Raw genomic sequence first — 15,699 nt, forward strand, 5'->3', positions numbered from 1 at the left:
GTCCGAGCTTCACCGGCTTTACAATCAAAATCAAGCCCTGAAGCCATTTGCCACCGGGCATACAAATGATATATATCCTGACGTTTTCAGGCAAGAACTGATAAGAAATCTAAATCGGTGATTTTATCACCCTAGGCGTTATTCCGGTTTACCCAGGAGTTTAAACATGTTCTTTTTATATGCCTCTACCCCCGGTTGGTCAAATGGATTGACTCCCAGGAGATAGCCGCTTAGTGCACAAGCTTTTTCAAAAAAATAGACCAGCTGCCCGTAATAATAGGGCGTAACCCGGGGTATGGTTATTTTCAAGTTGGGAACACCACCCTCGGTGTGAGCCAAGATAGTTCCTTCAGCAGCTTTACTATTAATAAAATGAAGCGATTTTCCTTCCAGGTAGCCAAGACCGTCGGCATCGTCACCCAGCGCGGGAACAACCAGTTCTTCTTGGGGCTCCTCTACCCATAAAGTAGTAACAAACAGATCCCTGCGGCCCTCCTGAATGTATTGTCCCAGCGAATGCAGGTCGGTAGTAAAGTTTGCGCTGGCGGGAAAAAGGCCCTTCCGGTCTTTCCCTTCGCTCTCTCCAAAAAGCTGTTTCCACCATTCTGCAAAATAGGTAAGCGCAGGCTCGTAAGCAGCCAGGAGTTCAATGGTCTTACCTTTATGGTAAAAAATATTCCGCAAAGCGGCATACTGGTAACTGGGGTTTTTGTCCAATTCCCGCTGGCCGTACAGCTCAAGCCCCTGGCAAGCCCCTTTCATCAACTCGTCAATATTAATGCCGCTTGCAGCTATAGGCAGTAAACCTACCGGAGTCAAGACCGAATACCTGCCGCCGATGTGGCCGGGCACTGTAAATGTTTGGTACCCCTCCTCTTCCGCCAGCTTCTTCAAAGCTCCAGTAGCCCGATCAGTAGTGGCAATGATACGCTCCCTGGCGCCTGCTTTGCCATACTTCTCTTCGAGCAATTGGCGAAAAATCCGGAATGCAACCGCCGGTTCCAGAGTGGTTCCTGACTTGGAAACCACATTGACAAAAATACTCCGATCTTTTACCAGCTCCAGCAAATGCGCCAGATAGGAGGAGCTGAGGTTGTGCCCCGCAAAGTAAATTTCGGGTCCTTGGCGCCTGTCCCGCTCCATCCGGTTATAAAAAGTATGCTGCAAGAATTCTATGGCCGAGCGGGCCCCAAGGTAGGAGCCGCCAACACCAATTACCAGCAGCACATCGGCTTTCTCCCTGATTTTTTCCGCTGTAAACTTGATACGTTTAAATTCTGCCTGATCAAAGGCAAGGGGCCAATCCAGCCAACCGCTGTACTCGTTGCCAGGTCCTTTACGCTGATGTAATAAATCGTGGGCCAGTTCCACTTGAGGAGCCATATAATCAAGTTCTTTAGCTGCTAAGAATTTGTTTGCAAAGCTGTAATCAAAAGAGATTTCTGTACTCATCATGTCCTCCTGTGTTCAAAACTTTGCAATTTTTTCACGTTGGACTACATAGCTTTATTCTCTCACTTTTTTCAATTTATACCCTTATTTTTGCTGATAACAATATAGCCCTTGAAAAAAGAGCTATGGAAGGTTAAATTGAAGTGTTCCCCTGGTCCATCAGACTCTGGCAACTCTAACCAAGGTTTACCTCACTTTAATATTATCATAATCATTTTAAAAAATAATTGGAGTGATTACACTCCAATTCCTCATAAGGTGGCAACCATTACCGCCTTGATGGTGTGCATTCTGTTTTCCGCCTCATCAAATACAACTGAATGCCTGCTTCTAAAAACTTCATCGGTCACTTCGCGGATGTCCAATCCTTTTTCCTTGGCATCTTTTGCCATGGTGGTTTCAAAATCGTGGAATGAGGGCAGGCAATGCATAAAGACTACATCGGGATTGCCCGTCCGCTTAAGCATTTCCATATCTACCCGATAAGGAGTCAAAAGTTTAACCCGTTCAGAAAGCTCTGCTTCTTCTCCCATCGAAGCCCATACATCTGTATAAATAACATCAGCCCCCTGGACAGCTTCCAATTCATGGGCCACTTCAATTACAGCACCTGTTTCTTTGGCTACTTCCCTGACTTTTTCCACAATTTCCTGATTGGGGCCCAGTTCTCTGGGGCCCAAAGCCACAAAATGCATGCCCATTTTAGCGCAGCCGTACATCCACGCATAGGCCATATTGTTTCTGGTGTCACCAACGAAAACAACCTTTACTTTGTTTAGAGGTTTAGCTACATGCTCCTCAATAGTCATTAAGTCAGCAAGGATCTGGGTAGGATGATCAACATCGGTTAGCCCGTTCCAGACAGGAACCCCCGAAAATTTAGCCAGGTCTTCCACAACTGACTGCTTAAATCCCCTGTATTCTATCCCGTCGTAAAATCTTCCCAAAACTTTGGCGGTATCCTCCAAAGATTCCTTTTTACCCATCTGGGAGCTGTTTTGGTCCAGGAAAGTCACGTGAGCGCCCTCTTCCAGTGCGGCAACTTCAAAAGCGCACCTTGTCCTGGTGGACGTCTTTTCAAAGAGCAGCACAATATTTTTGCCCTTAAGTAAGTAGTTATACACTCCCATCCGCTTTTTGGCTTTCAAATCATGAGCCAAGTCCAGCAAGTACCTGATTTCCTGGGGTGAAAAATCCATCAGTGTAAGCAGACTTCTTCCTTTAAGATTAACTGCCATAAAACAACTCTCCCCTCGTGTATTTTATGCTGTTGATTAAGACCAATTCATTAACTCAGTTGTCACGCCAACCGTTGTTGAATATTTATTCGTGATGTTGTATATTTATTCATTAATATGTTACCACAATATAAAGGGCTATTGCAAGTAGGATTGTGCTTAAAACAATACTTCGCTTGTCTATATAAAATTTGATTCCGTCCCACAAGGAATTAGCATAAACTTGAAGAAGTATAAAGGGTTTGAAAGTATAAAGTATTCGTTTTTGTTAAAGGACTTGTTGCCATGGAAAAAATACTGGTTCCAACTGCACCGGACAAAGAAATCAAGGCCTTGTATAAAGCCTACCTGCAAATGCTCTTTACTGCTTTCAGCTGGGCTTTGAGCACTATTCTCATCAAGCTTTACATCGGCTCTGTTCCGCCCTTTCACCTGCTGATGGGCAGGGCACTAATCGGTGCTGCCGTAATCTCGGCTGCCTTCCCCCAAAAGGTGAAAGCTATCACCAAAGGGGATATAAAAGCGGGTCTGGTGCTGGGGCTTTTCATTTTTCTCGCCTATGCAGCAGCCATTATCGGCCTTAAGTATACCACCGCTTCCAAAGCAGGCTTTTTAATTGCGCTGCCGGTCTTATTTATTCCCTTAATCCAAATAGCCCTTAAGAAGAAACTACCTTCCAAGTGGATTGTGCTGAGTGTTGTCAGCTCCATTGCCGGCCTTAAGCTGATTTCAGGAATGAACGGGACCGGTTTCAATGCCGGTGACGCGCTGTCCATCGCCTGCGCCCTCTTCTACTCTGTTTATATCCTGCAGTTGGACCGGTTAGGCAAAAACAAGGATGAAATAGTGCTTACCGTGCTCCAACTTGCGGTAATTGCCATTACCGCCTTGCTGGCAGCTCTTTTCTTTGAAGGTTTTAACCCGGGCTATTTCCGGGCAGGTTTGCTGCCCATCATCATTATCGGAATTATCGGTACGGGCCTGCCCACCCTTTTTCAGACCCAGGCCCAAAAGGTGGCCAGCCCTGAAAGCATAGGAATTTTGCAGCTGGCTGAACCGTTATTTACCCTGCTTCTGGCCTACCTCATCCTCCATGAAACCATCCTGCCGGTCGGGTTGGTGGGGAGCGCTCTAATCCTCTGCTCCCTTGTTCTGGCAGTGGTAAAGAAAGTTTAACAAAGCCGCAGGGACAGTCCCCTTGGTTTGATCACAGGGACAGTCCCCTTGGTTTGATCACCATATTAATTAGCCTCTTATTCTGAAACCTTATATCCGGTTTCTGCAAAAAATTGCTCTAATTTCTGCCTGGTTTCGTCATTTATAGGTTCCTCAACAACTATTTTGATTTCCCGCCTGTCTTTAAATAAACTGGGATTTTTCTTTACTGGCAAAATGCTTCTAACTTTTTGAAATAGTGCGGATGCGTTAGGTTCCAGATAAATACTGATGGCATATCCTGTTTCCTCTTCCAGCTTGCTCAGTACCTGTTTATATGGCTCAGCTGCCTGAGGTGTGATAAATTGAACCCTTATGGAGCCCTCAACTAATGATGTTTTATATATTTCTGCCCCTTCAGCCTTAAGCCTTGTCTTGATATAGTTAAATGCTGCATTAATCTCCATTTTGCCGCCGGTTGTTTTTGGAACTTCCATGATAGCAGGTTGGCTTTCTGTTTCCACTTCGAGTTTCCATCCTGTCGCCTTATTAAAATCCAGCATTATTCTTTGCCACCGGTGCTGTTCTGGATTACTTGGTGACATTACCTTTATTTTTACTTTATTTTCTTCCCGGTAAACTGATGGTTCTTTAAGAAGCGAAACTCCCTCCGGCATTAATTCAACCAACTTTAATTTCAGCGCCTCCAGATTAGTCTCCTGATTAATCCGCCAGGTCCAACCGGTTTCCTTCAGCAATTCAAGGAGCAGGCCGTTTATTGCTTCCGGTAAAGCTCGCGGAAAGTAAAAATAAATTATCACTTCACCGGTCTCAGGATTCATCCCTACTTTATTCAAACCATAATTTTTCAGGGCAGCAATAAATATTTCCCGTGCTTGATTTTGCTCCAAACACAAAAACTTTGGCTTTGCCAAGCCTGTCAGCACTCTCCATGTATCAAACACCTTAATCCGCAAGTCTTGCAGAGAGGATTCTTCCTGGTTAAATAATAATTCTAACCAGTTATTATTAACATTTTCCAGCTGACTTTGTGACAAGGTCCCGCAAATACCAATAATATCTTCCGCTTTTATATATACCTGTTCAGCCTGGCCGGGTATTTCAACATTGATCCCATAGGCATCCTGAGAGATGCAATAGGACAAACACGAGTTATTTTCACAGGTAACTGCAATTAACTTGTTTGTCAAATTACCTAAGTTATCCATCAGTTCTTTTCTTTTGCTCTGTAAAGCTATTTCCTCTTCAGACAAGGGGACCCAAACATTCTGATAAATTTCCTTAAACAAGCCGCTCTGTTTAAGTCTTGTCTGCAGCGAACCGGTATCACAACCAATTTTGGCTGCCATTTCATCTAAGTGATACTCTTTGATACCGTTAGAAAGTAAGGTGTTTTTCCAAAAGGCTACCACATCCCCTTCAGCAGCTGCTTTAGCAATATTCTGCCTTCTCGTATATTGGCCAAATGTAAACTCCAACACTTCTCCATTATTTGGCAGGTAAACTGCCAAACGGTTTCTTAGGGCTGCTGCCAAAGTTTCCCTGGCCTCTGCCTGGCCATGGGTTAATATGACTCTTTTCGGTTTGAGGGCTGTTAAAAAACCAAATATTTCTTGCTGATCGGCATGGGCAGAAAGATTATACTTTTCTACTCTACATTTAACAGTTATCTCCTGCCCGTTTAGCAAAATTCTTTTCTCTTCAGCCGGCTTGTCCAGTAATTCAATCAACCTTCTCCCAGGGCTTTCTTCATCCTGATAGCCAGTTAATAAAATGGCATTTTTTTCACCGCTTAAGAGTTTTTCAGCGTAATAGGCGCTGGCTCCGCCAGTTAACATCCCTGAACTGCTGATAAAACATGCAGGTTTTCCTGCCAGGGCTGCTTCTCGCTCATTTTTAACAGGGTTACCGATAGCCCTGACAGAATCACTGTAAAATGGATGCTGCCCATTATAAACCCTTTTTTGCAAGAATTTTGATAATTGGTTAATATGATTTAAATATACTGTATTTATGCTTCTAACTAACCCGTCAACCCATATTGGAAATTTTTCATTGTCCTTTTGTCTCAAACGGGCTAAACGAAGCAAATATAATATTTCTTGTGCCCTACCTTGTGCAAAAGCAGGAACCAGAACATGTCCGCCGTCTCGGATCACTTGAGAAATTTTATTTACTAAATTGTTTTCTTCACGTTTACGGTCCGCATGATGGCGGTCACCATAGGTAGCCTCGGTAATGACAAGATGGGGGGAAAATTTAGGTAATGCCGCCGGCATTATTGTTCTAGTCCCAGATACAGAAAAATCTCCTGTGAAAAGAACTCTCCCCTCAGTGGTTTCCAACCCGATCATGGCAGCTCCCAGGATATGTCCTGCCCGGAAAAAATGCGCCTTTGTACCGTCAGGCAACAATACAAAACTTCCCAGGGGTACGGGCCGTAAACAATTCAATGCCTCTTTAACTAATTCCTCATCATAAAGGGGAACTTCTCCCTCTCGCATATCCATCACTTTGAGGCTGTCAAACAAGAGCACACGGGTCAAATCGCATGTGGCAGTTGTAGCGTAAACAGGTGTTCCCGGATAAGCCTGACAGATCAATGGCAGGGCGCCAATATGATCAAAGTGGGAATGGGTCAAAAAAATGGCTGTCAGTTTTTGGCCTTTAAGCAGGTCTTGCAGTAATGCAAAATCTGGCAAGGGACGATCAGGACAAGCCTGTCTCTGACCACAATCCACCAGGTAAGCACTGGCGCCTACTAAGAGCAAGTGAGCTGAAGCCCCTATCTCATCTGCCCCACCTAATGGTATATATTGCATCATATTATTCCACCTCATTGTAAAATAAGCATACCAATATTATACAATATTTTTTTAGAGTTTTATGATATTTCCCCAGATCTTGCTACCCACTAAAAAAAGCCCCACCCCGGTTTAAGCCGCAGGGACAGTCCCCTTGGTTTAACCCTTGGTTTACATATCGGCGCAGCACCTATCGGACCAAGCGAACTGGGTCATAATTCCAGATACGTTTTTGCGCTTCGGTGGGACTTCAGGTTGATTTAACATTCCAATAAAGAGAGAAACATAAATAATTCTATGCCGAACTCAACGTCCAGTACAAGAGGGGCATCAAATACCACCACGCCGCCGCAATGCTCAAGGATAAACCGTCAGAAACCACAACAGAGTTTACCTTGACAGTTACAGGCGTATCCTTATCCCAGTACCTCTTTGCCGCATCAGTAATGGTGTACCTTCTTCGGTCAAGGCTGCCGGTGTAGCTTCCTCAGAAAATGAAACAGGAGCGTCTGCCGTTTGCACGAACACCGCTCCCTTTTGCCTGATAGTGCCATTTTTATACCCCCTTTAGGCATGAAAAAAGCCCAATGGGAATTTCCCCACAAGGCATGCAAAAGTTTAAATTAACCATGAAGGCTGTCAGAAAAGGCGGCCCACTAACATAAATTGTAACGAGCCTTTCAACCCTTGCATAAATATTGCTCAACTATAACAATGGTAATTCTTACGGGTTCTTGAGAGTCTTGTCATGCTCTCCGATATTCCGCAGCAAAATACTGTCCTCGGTGTATTGCCATGTTAAACGAATATCCATGGTGACACTTGCCTCAAAGATGTTGTCCTGTCCCTGAATCTTCTTAGTGCGGAGGGAAGGATGCCTGGGGTTTTCCATCATTAGCTCTAGCTTCTTTTTCAAGGCGCGCTTCACTTCTATTGGAAGCTGCTTGACTTTGTCAGCAAAAAGGTCGGAATAGTAAATGTTCATATTTCATCCAGTCCCAGGCCTTTGAACAATTCCTCTTTGCTTTTTGCCGTTTTCACCCGGCCTTCCCGTATTTGTTGCTCCACCTTCTGCTCATCCGCCTGCCATTCCTTAGAATAAAACCACATTTGAGCCCGCGGAATAACCTCAACGGGGGTAATAATCAGGCAACCGTCCTTTTCTTCGACTTCCAATTTATCGCCGGGCTTAAGTTTAAGTTTTTTCACCAGTTCACTAGGAATAGTCACTTGGGATTTTTGTTTTAATTCCACCAACATGTTCTCATCCCCATATAATAAAGTTCAACTTTCTAACTTTATTATATTCTAACCCGAGGAAGATATCCACTATATTAACGAAAAATATCAACTTCCTTTAAACCTGCTCTGAATAATAAAACTGAAAGTCCATATTAATGTAGAACGTGCCTGTGTCAGACTCATAACCATCTGACTCACCCTCCAGCAACACTCCGCCAACGAAAGGACAAAGCCGCAGGGGACAAAGCCGCAGGGACAGTCCCCTTGGTTTGTTGGTTTGCATCCCCTTGGTTTAGGTACCTCATAAGGAAGTTTTAAGGCACAATTCTAGTACCTGTTTTTCCTTCAAGGGCAGCAACTAATTCCGTTGGCGACGTAATGATGCCTTCCTTGCCGCCATTCTTAAGGTACCTTAGCAAGGCCATAATCTTTGGACCCATGTTTCCTGGTGGAAAATGTCCTGCAGCCATGTATGCTTCTGCTTCGGCTATTGTTAGCCTATCCAGTTCTTTCTGGTCAGGTTTGCCAAAATTTATGGCAACTTTATTTACACCTGTAGATATTACAAGAACGTCAGCTTCAATCTCCTTAGCTAACAACGAGGAAGCATAATCTTTGTCTACAACAGCAGCAACCCCTTCCAGGTTGCCCTCCTGTTCTACTACAGGTATACCGCCCCCTCCTACACAAATGACAATATATCCGTCATCAATCAAATCTTTAATAGCTTTGATCTCAACCATCGCTTTGGGTTCGGGGGAGGGTACTACCCGCCGCCAGCCTCTGCCAGCGTCCTCCACTACCTTCCAACCGTCTTCTTTAATATGCCGTTGAGCTTCTTCCCTGGTCATAAAACTGCCGATGGGTTTAGTGGGGTTCTGAAAAGCCTCATCGTTTTGATCAACTACTACTTGAGTCACAATCGTAATGGCCTGCCTTTTAATCCCTCTGCGGCGAAATTCATTCATTAATGACTGCTGGATCATATAACCTATTGCTCCCTGGGTATCAGCCACTGCAAACTCCAAAGGTATCAGCGGCAATTCACCACACGCCAGTTCCGCACGGCGAATTAAAAAGCCCACCTGTGGTCCGTTGCCATGAGTAATTACAACATTCCAGCCCTTTTCGACCACATCTGCAATATCACGGCAGGTTTCCCTCATTGTTGCTAGTTGGTCATACAAACCAATGAGTTTTTTGTCTTTAATCAAAGAATTACCGCCTATAGCTATTACTGCCAACTTTTCCATGTTTAACTCACTCTCCTGTTAAATTTTGTTTTTTATTTACTCGACTTTCGCAGATAAGAAACTGCCTTAAAGCCATGGAATTACTAGCTTTTTAAATAAAAACACCCCTTGTTTTGGTAAAATAGGTATAGCCAATAACTAAATAACCATCCATGTTTGTAAAACACAACCAGGAATGAAAATAAGTTAGATGACTTGCAAAGGCTTAATTTTTTGCTACATTGAAATTATCAGGGACAAAGGTTGATTTTATTTTGATGGTATAACCTCGTTAAATAACCTAACCTGATTGCTTTTGAGCACAGCCAATTGTCGCCCCTTGTTCTTAAGGACTTGGGAACAGCACGGGTGTTAAACTTCTTTCTTTCTCGGGCAATCATCCCTGAAATCCAATGAAGCAGGAGGAAACTCATGCAAGACATCCTGGAAATATGTTGTGGTCTTGATGTCCACAAGGAAACAGTTGTTGCTTGCCTCTTGAAAGGCAATCTTAGTGGGGAACCGGTTAAAACTATCCGCACCTTTTCCACCCTTCTTGCCGGGCTAGATGAACTGAAAGTTTGGCTAGAAAATGAGAACTGTCGGCATGTTGCAATGGAAAGCACCGGCATCTATTGGCAGCCTGTATATAACGTGTTGGAAGAAGCCTTTGACGGCAGTATGGTTTTGATTGTTGCCAATGCCCGACATATGAAAAATGTACCCGGTAAAAAGACCGACATGAAAGACGCCGAATGGATAGCCACCCTTTTGCGCGCCGGATTGTTGGAAGGAAGTTTTATTCCCTCCAAACCTATCCGGGAACTCCGTAATCTGACCCGGTACCGCAAAAGTATTATCGAAGAGATTGCGTCGCAAAAGAACCGCATCGAAAAACACTTACAAAGCTGCGGCTTTAAGCTCTCCACCTTCCTCACCGATATCTTCGGCGTATCGGGCCGGGCGATTATGGACCACCTTTGCCGTCACGGGAAAATATCCGCCCGGGAAGTAGAGAATTTTGTAAAGGGGCGTGCTAAGAATAAGCTCCATGAGATCAAACAGGCGGTCAATGGCAAAATGGATGTTCATCAAAGAGAGTTCCTAAAGCTATTGTTGGGTTGGCTAGATCAGCATTACGAGCATCTCCGTCAAGTAGAGCAAAACTTAGAAGAAAAACTGGCTCAGTATCAAAGACAACTAGAGCAACTAGACGGCATACCGGGCATTGATAAAACTGCAGCAGCAGCCATTTTGGCGGAAATCGGAATTGATATGAGTCGTTTTAAAACCGCTGAACACATCTGTTCTTGGGCAGGCTTAACCCCCGGTAACAATGAAAGTGCAGGAAAAAAAAGTCCACTCGTACCACCAACGGTAACACCTATTTAAAACGGATCCTATGTGAAGTTGCTTGGTGCATCACCCGAATACGTCAAAGCTACTTATCATCCTGGTATTGGAAAATCAAACAACGCCGTGGCGCCAAAAAAGCTCTTGTTGCATTAGCCAGAAAAGTTCTCGTAATAATATACAACCTGTTAAAAAATGATGCTGATTACGATGAAACATCCTTTGAAAAAGCCAAACAAAAACAGGAAAAGTTTCGAGTTAAAAGGATTATTGCTGAAGCTAAGAAACTAGGTCTGGAGGTAATAGAACCTCACGAGGTTGCCTAACAGCTACAATGGTTTTTCCAAAAGAATTAATTTCACTGATGCAAGATCTGCATTGGCTAGTTAATTATTACCTTTTTACGGGTTATCCTGGTTGGCATATGCAGTTGTTAAAGAACATTTCAAATTTATTTTCGTGTTAATACCAAAACAGAAAGGGAGTTCTTGTAACGTCAATTTTACCAATAAGTACGACCGATAGAAATAAGGAGGCCGGCTTTCCCGTTGGTTATCCGTTTGTACGCCTTAGTGCATTTTCCCATTATTGTTAGTATCGTAAAAGCAAAACTGGTGAGCCTGTAAACACTTAACATGGTATTCCCCATGTCACAGGTCTGGGCTTTGCCCCGATTAAAAACCGCAATAAAAGTTTACCAACATGAAACAACGGGGAAGCATTTATTTTTCTTTCTGTCTTTGAGGCAATACCTGATTAAGTATAATGGCTGTTATACCCCCTACCACAACACCGGATCCTAGGATGATCGTAAGGTAAGATGGCAGATGTTCTAATGCACCTTCTGAATGCAGCCCAAAACCCATCCCTAAAGCAACTGAGATAGCAAAAATGAACATCTCACGTTCCCCAAAGCCTTTCGCTTCGCGGAACTGTAAAATACCTGACCCTGCAATTGAGCCAAACATTACCAAGGCAGCACCACCTAGTACTGGCGCAGGCATACTAGCAATCAGAGCCGCAAATTTTGGTACAAGGCCCATAAGCAATAATATAATGCCACTGACAGCTACGGCAAAGCGACTGGCTACTTTTGTAATGCTTATCACACCAATGTTCTGACTAAAGGAAGTGATTGGTAACCCATTAAATAAAACTGCAATTGATGACATCAAACCGTCAACACTGATTGCTCCGGATAACTCGCGCCGACCTATTTCCTTATTAGCTACCACACCTGTTGCATAAGTATCACCTATAGTTTCCAGCATTGAGGCAAATTGCGCTACCAGAACCGCTAAGATCGCAGGAAATGAAAACATTGGCATCCCAAAGGAAAATACTTTTGGTACAGCAAACCATGTTGCCTCCTTGACCAGTCCGAGATTCAATACACCAACGATACCTGCAGACAGGTAACCTATAACAATAGCCAGAGCAACAGATATAGAAGGCCAAAATCCCTTTGTAAATTGGTTTACCAAAATCAAAGTCACTAAAACCAATCCACCAATAGCAAAACTTATTGGCTGACCAAACAGTGGGCTTTCCCCACCTGCTAACCAAGTAAAACCTAGGGGCATCAATCCCATACCAATCAAGACTACAACAGTTCCTGTAACAACCGGAGGTACATATTTCTGAATACGCCAAACGAAAAAACTAAAAACAAACTCCACAATACCGGCCACAATTGCTGCTCCAAAAATAGCCTGGATACCCAATTGAGAACCCACGCTTATAAATGGAGAAATAAAGACAAATGCTGTACCCATACATATAGGGAGGCGAGCACCAAGCCTACCAATACCAAGGGATTGAACTAATGTCCCGATCCCACTGGTTAAAAGCGAACCTTGAACGAGAATAGTAATCTGTTCGCCGGGTAATTTTAAAGCAGCGCCAACCATTAGTGGTACAGCTACGATGCCAGCAAACATAGCCAGGACATGCTGGATCCCATACATAATTAGGTATGGGAGGGCAGGTTTTTCGTCTACACCAATAAAATGACGACTCACTGTTTTTCCTCCTCTTCATATATCACCTTATTCAAGTAATTTATGGCAATAAGGGTGTCCATCTAGCTGCTGGAGTCTTGAATGACAGAGGGTCTACCTGTGAATTACTAGGTTTACACCAATTAATAAAAAGATTATGCCAATGAAACGCATTGAGTCTAAAGCTATTCGAGGAGCGCCTAATAGACCATAATGATCGATTACTGCTGCCATAATCAGTTGACCCGTAATCGCCGAAGAAAGTACCCCTCCCGCACCGAGTTTGGGAATAATCGTCGTCATTCCAAGTACGACAGCAGCACCGATTGCCCCTCCCATATAATAAATAGGGTTGACCTGGTTAAGGACGGCAAAATTGAAAGGTTCTTTAGCAAAACAACGATAAATCACGACTGATATTATCAGCAGCAATGAACCAATAAAAAAAGAAATTGTGGAAGCCATCAGGGGGCCAGTTGTTCGGGCCAACCCAGCATTTATCACCGGCTGAAGCGCCCATATAGCTCCGATGCTAAGGGCCAAAAAGAAAAATACGAGCATGACCTTCACCTTAATCTAGTTATGTTAAGCTACAAAATACCATTCAGGGGGCCATTGATAATGGGCCCCCCTTTCCTTCCTACACTCTGGCAATAACAGCTATTGGACCGCCGCCATCAGGTCCTTGGTGCTCTGCACCACCTGAAACGTAAACCATGGGATCTCCTACCACGCTGGCAATAACAGCATTTACTACCGCTCGTGCCGATCGAGTATGATTAATATCAGAATCATCAAGCATAGTGTTACGACGACCCCTAACTGTACCAGAAGATGAAGCCTCAGCCTTTGCCAATACATTTACGATCTTAGCAAGCTCTTCGGCTGGCGGGCAACAATCGAATTTTAACCCGGCATCTTTAAGGGCAGTGCGTACTGCATCAGCGTCAATGGCATCCTTCATAACAGAGTGCCCAATAACCAAATCGCTGGCACTATTGGTAGAGTTTCCTACTACGATAATTTCATCATTAAGGAGTTCAACCCCGGCTGACGTCGAAGCCACACTGGAGTAGAGATTCCAGTCATGACAAATGGCTTCATTGCTAATCTTATCCGCAGATATCTCGCCCAGTGCAAGAGCAACTCCGAGAGCTGAAGCTCCACGTGAGTAAGCCATTGATTTATAGGTGTCGTTTACCGCAACATCTTTTCCACGTCGCTTGGCATCCTCAATTCTTTCAGCAGTCAAAAGCGGGCACTTAATCTGAACAAAGTGAACATCGCGGGGATCATCTATTTGGGCATCTTTCATAGCCTCTTTTACAGCTCGAGCCACTTCGTTTACCTGTTCCATGCGGCCCAATTCTTCCGGCAAAAAATCCCGCGTAAAAGCTACGCCTACTGCCAAGCGTTTTCCCGGCTTAGCCGGTTCCTGGACATCTTTTCGGACAAATACAGTAAGGTGCGGCGTCATGACACCCTCAGTACCACCTGACATTATAAACGCAACTTTTTTCACAACTTCTTCGTAACTTATTCCCAATTTTTCTGCTACATACAACGCTAAAGACTGGGTGGCAAAACCGCGAGTAAAATCGTTAACACAGCCATTACCTTCTGTTTTGCCCAGAATAGCAACAATTTCAGCCGGATTAATCTCCCCTGAATCAATCAAAGTAGCCAACCCGCTTATATCATCAGGTGAGGCTGTTGGGATACGAAAAACTTCAACTTTTTGCATGTTAAAACCCCCTCATTTTTTAATAAACTCATTGTTAGCCAACTGTTAAAATAATTTCAGCAAGACGACGCAGTGCTGCTATAAAACACTCCATTGGTGCCCGGACAAGACCGGCCCCGACCTGTCCCACACCTGCCTCACGGTGGGCAATACCTGTATTGATGATCGGGTTAATGCCTGTTTCAACAACCTTTAAAACATCAATCCCTGTTGGGGTTGACCGAAAACCAAGGTTGGGAATAGTGTAGGCAGGGTTTGAGGTCAAAGTAATATTGTACATCTCTAGGGTATAGTTAAGGGCATCCTGAGGGGTACCCCCTACAAACTGCACAATAGCTGGTGCCGCTGCCATAGCAAAACCGCCAAGACCGCACGTTTCAGTAATAGCGCTATCTCCTAGATCAGGGTTAGCATCTTCATCATCGTACCCAGGAAAATAGAGCCCTTTAACATATGGTGCCGGGGATGTAAACCACTCATTACCAAGCCCGCTGACGCGAATACCAAACTCTACCCCATTTCGTGCCATAGCCGTAACAAGTGTACTCCCTTGGATTCCATGTGCAGCATCGAGGGTTGCCTTACAGGCGGCCATGGAAATATTGAGATAGAAGTGATCATTTTTCGCCAGGAAAGAAACAACCTCCTCCAGTTTATTAGGTGGATAGGTCTTAACTAACGCAGGCATCAAAGTACGTATCAATAAGGAAGTTGCCGCCAGGTTGCGATTGTGGCATTCATCTCCCATCTGGAGAGCTTTAGCAGTAAGAGTCTTTAGGTCTATACCACCACATGCCAAAATGGCATCGCGTAACGCCGGTGCTAGGACATCACGAATCCAACGCAAACGCTCTATTATTTCAGGAGAATTGGCCCCGAAACGCAGGACCTTGCCCAAGCCTTCATTAAAGTTTGAGTATGCCCGGTTTCCAGCGGCTTCATTTTCAACAACAAAAACTGGCATAGAAGCTGAAATAATCCCGGACATTGGACCGACAGCGCTATATTCATGACAGGGAGCAAACTTTATTTCGCCGCTAGCAGCCAATTTCTCAGCTTGCTCTGCATTATCTGCCAGGCCTTCATAGATAAGAGCGCCAATAACAGCACCACGCATAGGGCCGCACATTTTACTCCATGTAATCGGGGGGCCAGAGTGCAATATCATATTACGTTCGAAGCCAGGAATTACGTCGCCAGCAAGCTTGACATCAACCAGTTTCGGTTGTGCTTCTAGTAAACGATTGATAGCTTTTTGATTGGCAGTGTTAATTACATCAATATTTTGTTCAATTAAGGCCAACAGTCTGACAAGATGCGGGTCGCCATTGGCAGGCGGTCTCCATTCTACATGTATATTAGCGACGCCCAGCGAAGTCAAGTTATTGGCAAAAGAATCAAGCCCCACATTAACAACCTTGACAGGGCCATTAATTAAATTTCTACTTAAAGTCATGA

At 44.2% G+C, this 15,699-nt stretch carries 11 protein-coding genes and 1 pseudogene; 2 read left to right on the top strand and 10 right to left on the bottom strand.

The window, feature by feature from the left end; translation table 11 throughout:
• Positions 1 to 138: 138 nt before the first annotated feature.
• Together EYS13_RS08790 and argF are read right to left on the bottom strand one after the other, a co-directional pair.
• The gene (locus EYS13_RS08790; protein ID WP_227767864.1) at positions 139 to 1,452 is read right to left on the bottom strand and encodes a glucose-6-phosphate isomerase; all 1,314 of its coding nucleotides are present in this window, start codon (positions 1,450 to 1,452) and stop codon (positions 139 to 141) included.
• A 251-nt stretch (positions 1,453 to 1,703) separates the two neighbouring features.
• A complete protein-coding gene (gene argF / locus EYS13_RS08795) occupies positions 1,704 to 2,690 on the bottom strand; it encodes an ornithine carbamoyltransferase (RefSeq protein ID WP_227761859.1) in 987 nt (328 codons plus the stop codon).
• A 285-nt stretch (positions 2,691 to 2,975) separates the two neighbouring features.
• Here argF and EYS13_RS08800 point away from each other — a divergent pair, with 285 nt between their 5' ends.
• The gene (locus EYS13_RS08800) at positions 2,976 to 3,866 is read left to right on the top strand and encodes a DMT family transporter (RefSeq protein ID WP_227761860.1); all 891 of its coding nucleotides are present in this window, start codon (positions 2,976 to 2,978) and stop codon (positions 3,864 to 3,866) included.
• A gap of 77 nt (positions 3,867 to 3,943) precedes the next feature.
• Here EYS13_RS08800 and EYS13_RS08805 read toward each other — a convergent pair whose 3' ends face one another.
• The 4 genes from EYS13_RS08805 to arcC form a co-directional block, all read right to left on the bottom strand.
• Positions 3,944 to 6,691, bottom strand: coding sequence for an MBL fold metallo-hydrolase (locus EYS13_RS08805; protein ID WP_227761862.1), 2,748 nt, complete (start codon positions 6,689 to 6,691; stop codon positions 3,944 to 3,946).
• Between the two features lie 703 nt (positions 6,692 to 7,394).
• Positions 7,395 to 7,655 (bottom strand): hypothetical protein, encoded by a 261-nt coding sequence (locus EYS13_RS08810; RefSeq protein ID WP_227761863.1) that lies wholly within the window; start codon positions 7,653 to 7,655, stop codon positions 7,395 to 7,397.
• Positions 7,652 to 7,930 (bottom strand): AbrB/MazE/SpoVT family DNA-binding domain-containing protein, encoded by a 279-nt coding sequence (locus EYS13_RS08815; RefSeq protein ID WP_227761864.1) that lies wholly within the window; start codon positions 7,928 to 7,930, stop codon positions 7,652 to 7,654. The genes EYS13_RS08810 and EYS13_RS08815 overlap by 4 nt, the downstream gene beginning before the upstream one ends.
• A gap of 296 nt (positions 7,931 to 8,226) precedes the next feature.
• Positions 8,227 to 9,165, bottom strand: coding sequence for a carbamate kinase (gene arcC, locus EYS13_RS08820; RefSeq protein ID WP_227761865.1), 939 nt, complete (start codon positions 9,163 to 9,165; stop codon positions 8,227 to 8,229).
• 411 nt (positions 9,166 to 9,576) lie between these two features.
• Here arcC and EYS13_RS08825 point away from each other — a divergent pair.
• Positions 9,577 to 10,823: pseudogene (locus EYS13_RS08825) on the top strand (IS110 family RNA-guided transposase).
• 396 nt (positions 10,824 to 11,219) lie between these two features.
• Here EYS13_RS08825 and EYS13_RS08830 read toward each other — a convergent pair.
• The 4 genes from EYS13_RS08830 to EYS13_RS08845 all read right to left on the bottom strand — a co-directional run bounded on the left by EYS13_RS08830 (position 11,220) and on the right by EYS13_RS08845 (position 15,697).
• On the bottom strand, positions 11,220 to 12,518 hold the full coding sequence (locus EYS13_RS08830) for a nucleobase:cation symporter-2 family protein (protein ID WP_227761866.1): 1,299 nt from the start codon (positions 12,516 to 12,518) through the stop codon (positions 11,220 to 11,222).
• Positions 12,519 to 12,611: 93 nt separating this feature from the next.
• The gene (locus tag EYS13_RS08835) at positions 12,612 to 13,058 is read right to left on the bottom strand and encodes a DMT family transporter (protein WP_227761867.1); all 447 of its coding nucleotides are present in this window, start codon (positions 13,056 to 13,058) and stop codon (positions 12,612 to 12,614) included.
• Between the two features lie 79 nt (positions 13,059 to 13,137).
• Positions 13,138 to 14,241, bottom strand: coding sequence for a cyanuric acid amidohydrolase (gene atzD / locus EYS13_RS08840; protein WP_227761868.1), 1,104 nt, complete (start codon positions 14,239 to 14,241; stop codon positions 13,138 to 13,140).
• A 34-nt stretch (positions 14,242 to 14,275) separates the two neighbouring features.
• Entirely contained in the window at positions 14,276 to 15,697 is a 1,422-nt protein-coding gene (locus EYS13_RS08845; protein ID WP_227761870.1) for a YlbE family protein, read from the bottom strand.
• Positions 15,698 to 15,699: the final 2 nt, after the last annotated feature.

This window comes from Zhaonella formicivorans (assembly GCF_004353525.1).
In the GTDB taxonomy this organism is placed as follows: Bacteria; Bacillota; DUOV01; order DUOV01; family Zhaonellaceae; genus Zhaonella; species Zhaonella formicivorans.

Excerpts from the sequence above, each read along its gene's own strand:
- atzD (WP_227761868.1), bottom strand. The coding sequence starts at position 14,241 with ATGCAAAAAGTTGAAGTTTTTCGTATCCCAACAGCCTCACCTGATGAT.
- argF (WP_227761859.1), bottom strand. The coding sequence starts at position 2,690 with ATGGCAGTTAATCTTAAAGGAAGAAGTCTGCTTACACTGATGGATTTT.
- EYS13_RS08790 (WP_227767864.1), bottom strand. The coding sequence starts at position 1,452 with ATGAGTACAGAAATCTCTTTTGATTACAGCTTTGCAAACAAATTCTTA.
- EYS13_RS08815 (WP_227761864.1), bottom strand. The coding sequence starts at position 7,930 with ATGTTGGTGGAATTAAAACAAAAATCCCAAGTGACTATTCCTAGTGAA.
- EYS13_RS08805 (WP_227761862.1), bottom strand. The coding sequence starts at position 6,691 with ATGATGCAATATATACCATTAGGTGGGGCAGATGAGATAGGGGCTTCA.
- EYS13_RS08810 (WP_227761863.1), bottom strand. The coding sequence starts at position 7,655 with ATGAACATTTACTATTCCGACCTTTTTGCTGACAAAGTCAAGCAGCTT.
- EYS13_RS08835 (WP_227761867.1), bottom strand. The coding sequence starts at position 13,058 with ATGCTCGTATTTTTCTTTTTGGCCCTTAGCATCGGAGCTATATGGGCG.
- EYS13_RS08800 (WP_227761860.1), top strand. The coding sequence starts at position 2,976 with ATGGAAAAAATACTGGTTCCAACTGCACCGGACAAAGAAATCAAGGCC.
- arcC (WP_227761865.1), bottom strand. The coding sequence starts at position 9,165 with ATGGAAAAGTTGGCAGTAATAGCTATAGGCGGTAATTCTTTGATTAAA.
- EYS13_RS08845 (WP_227761870.1), bottom strand. The coding sequence starts at position 15,697 with ATGACTTTAAGTAGAAATTTAATTAATGGCCCTGTCAAGGTTGTTAAT.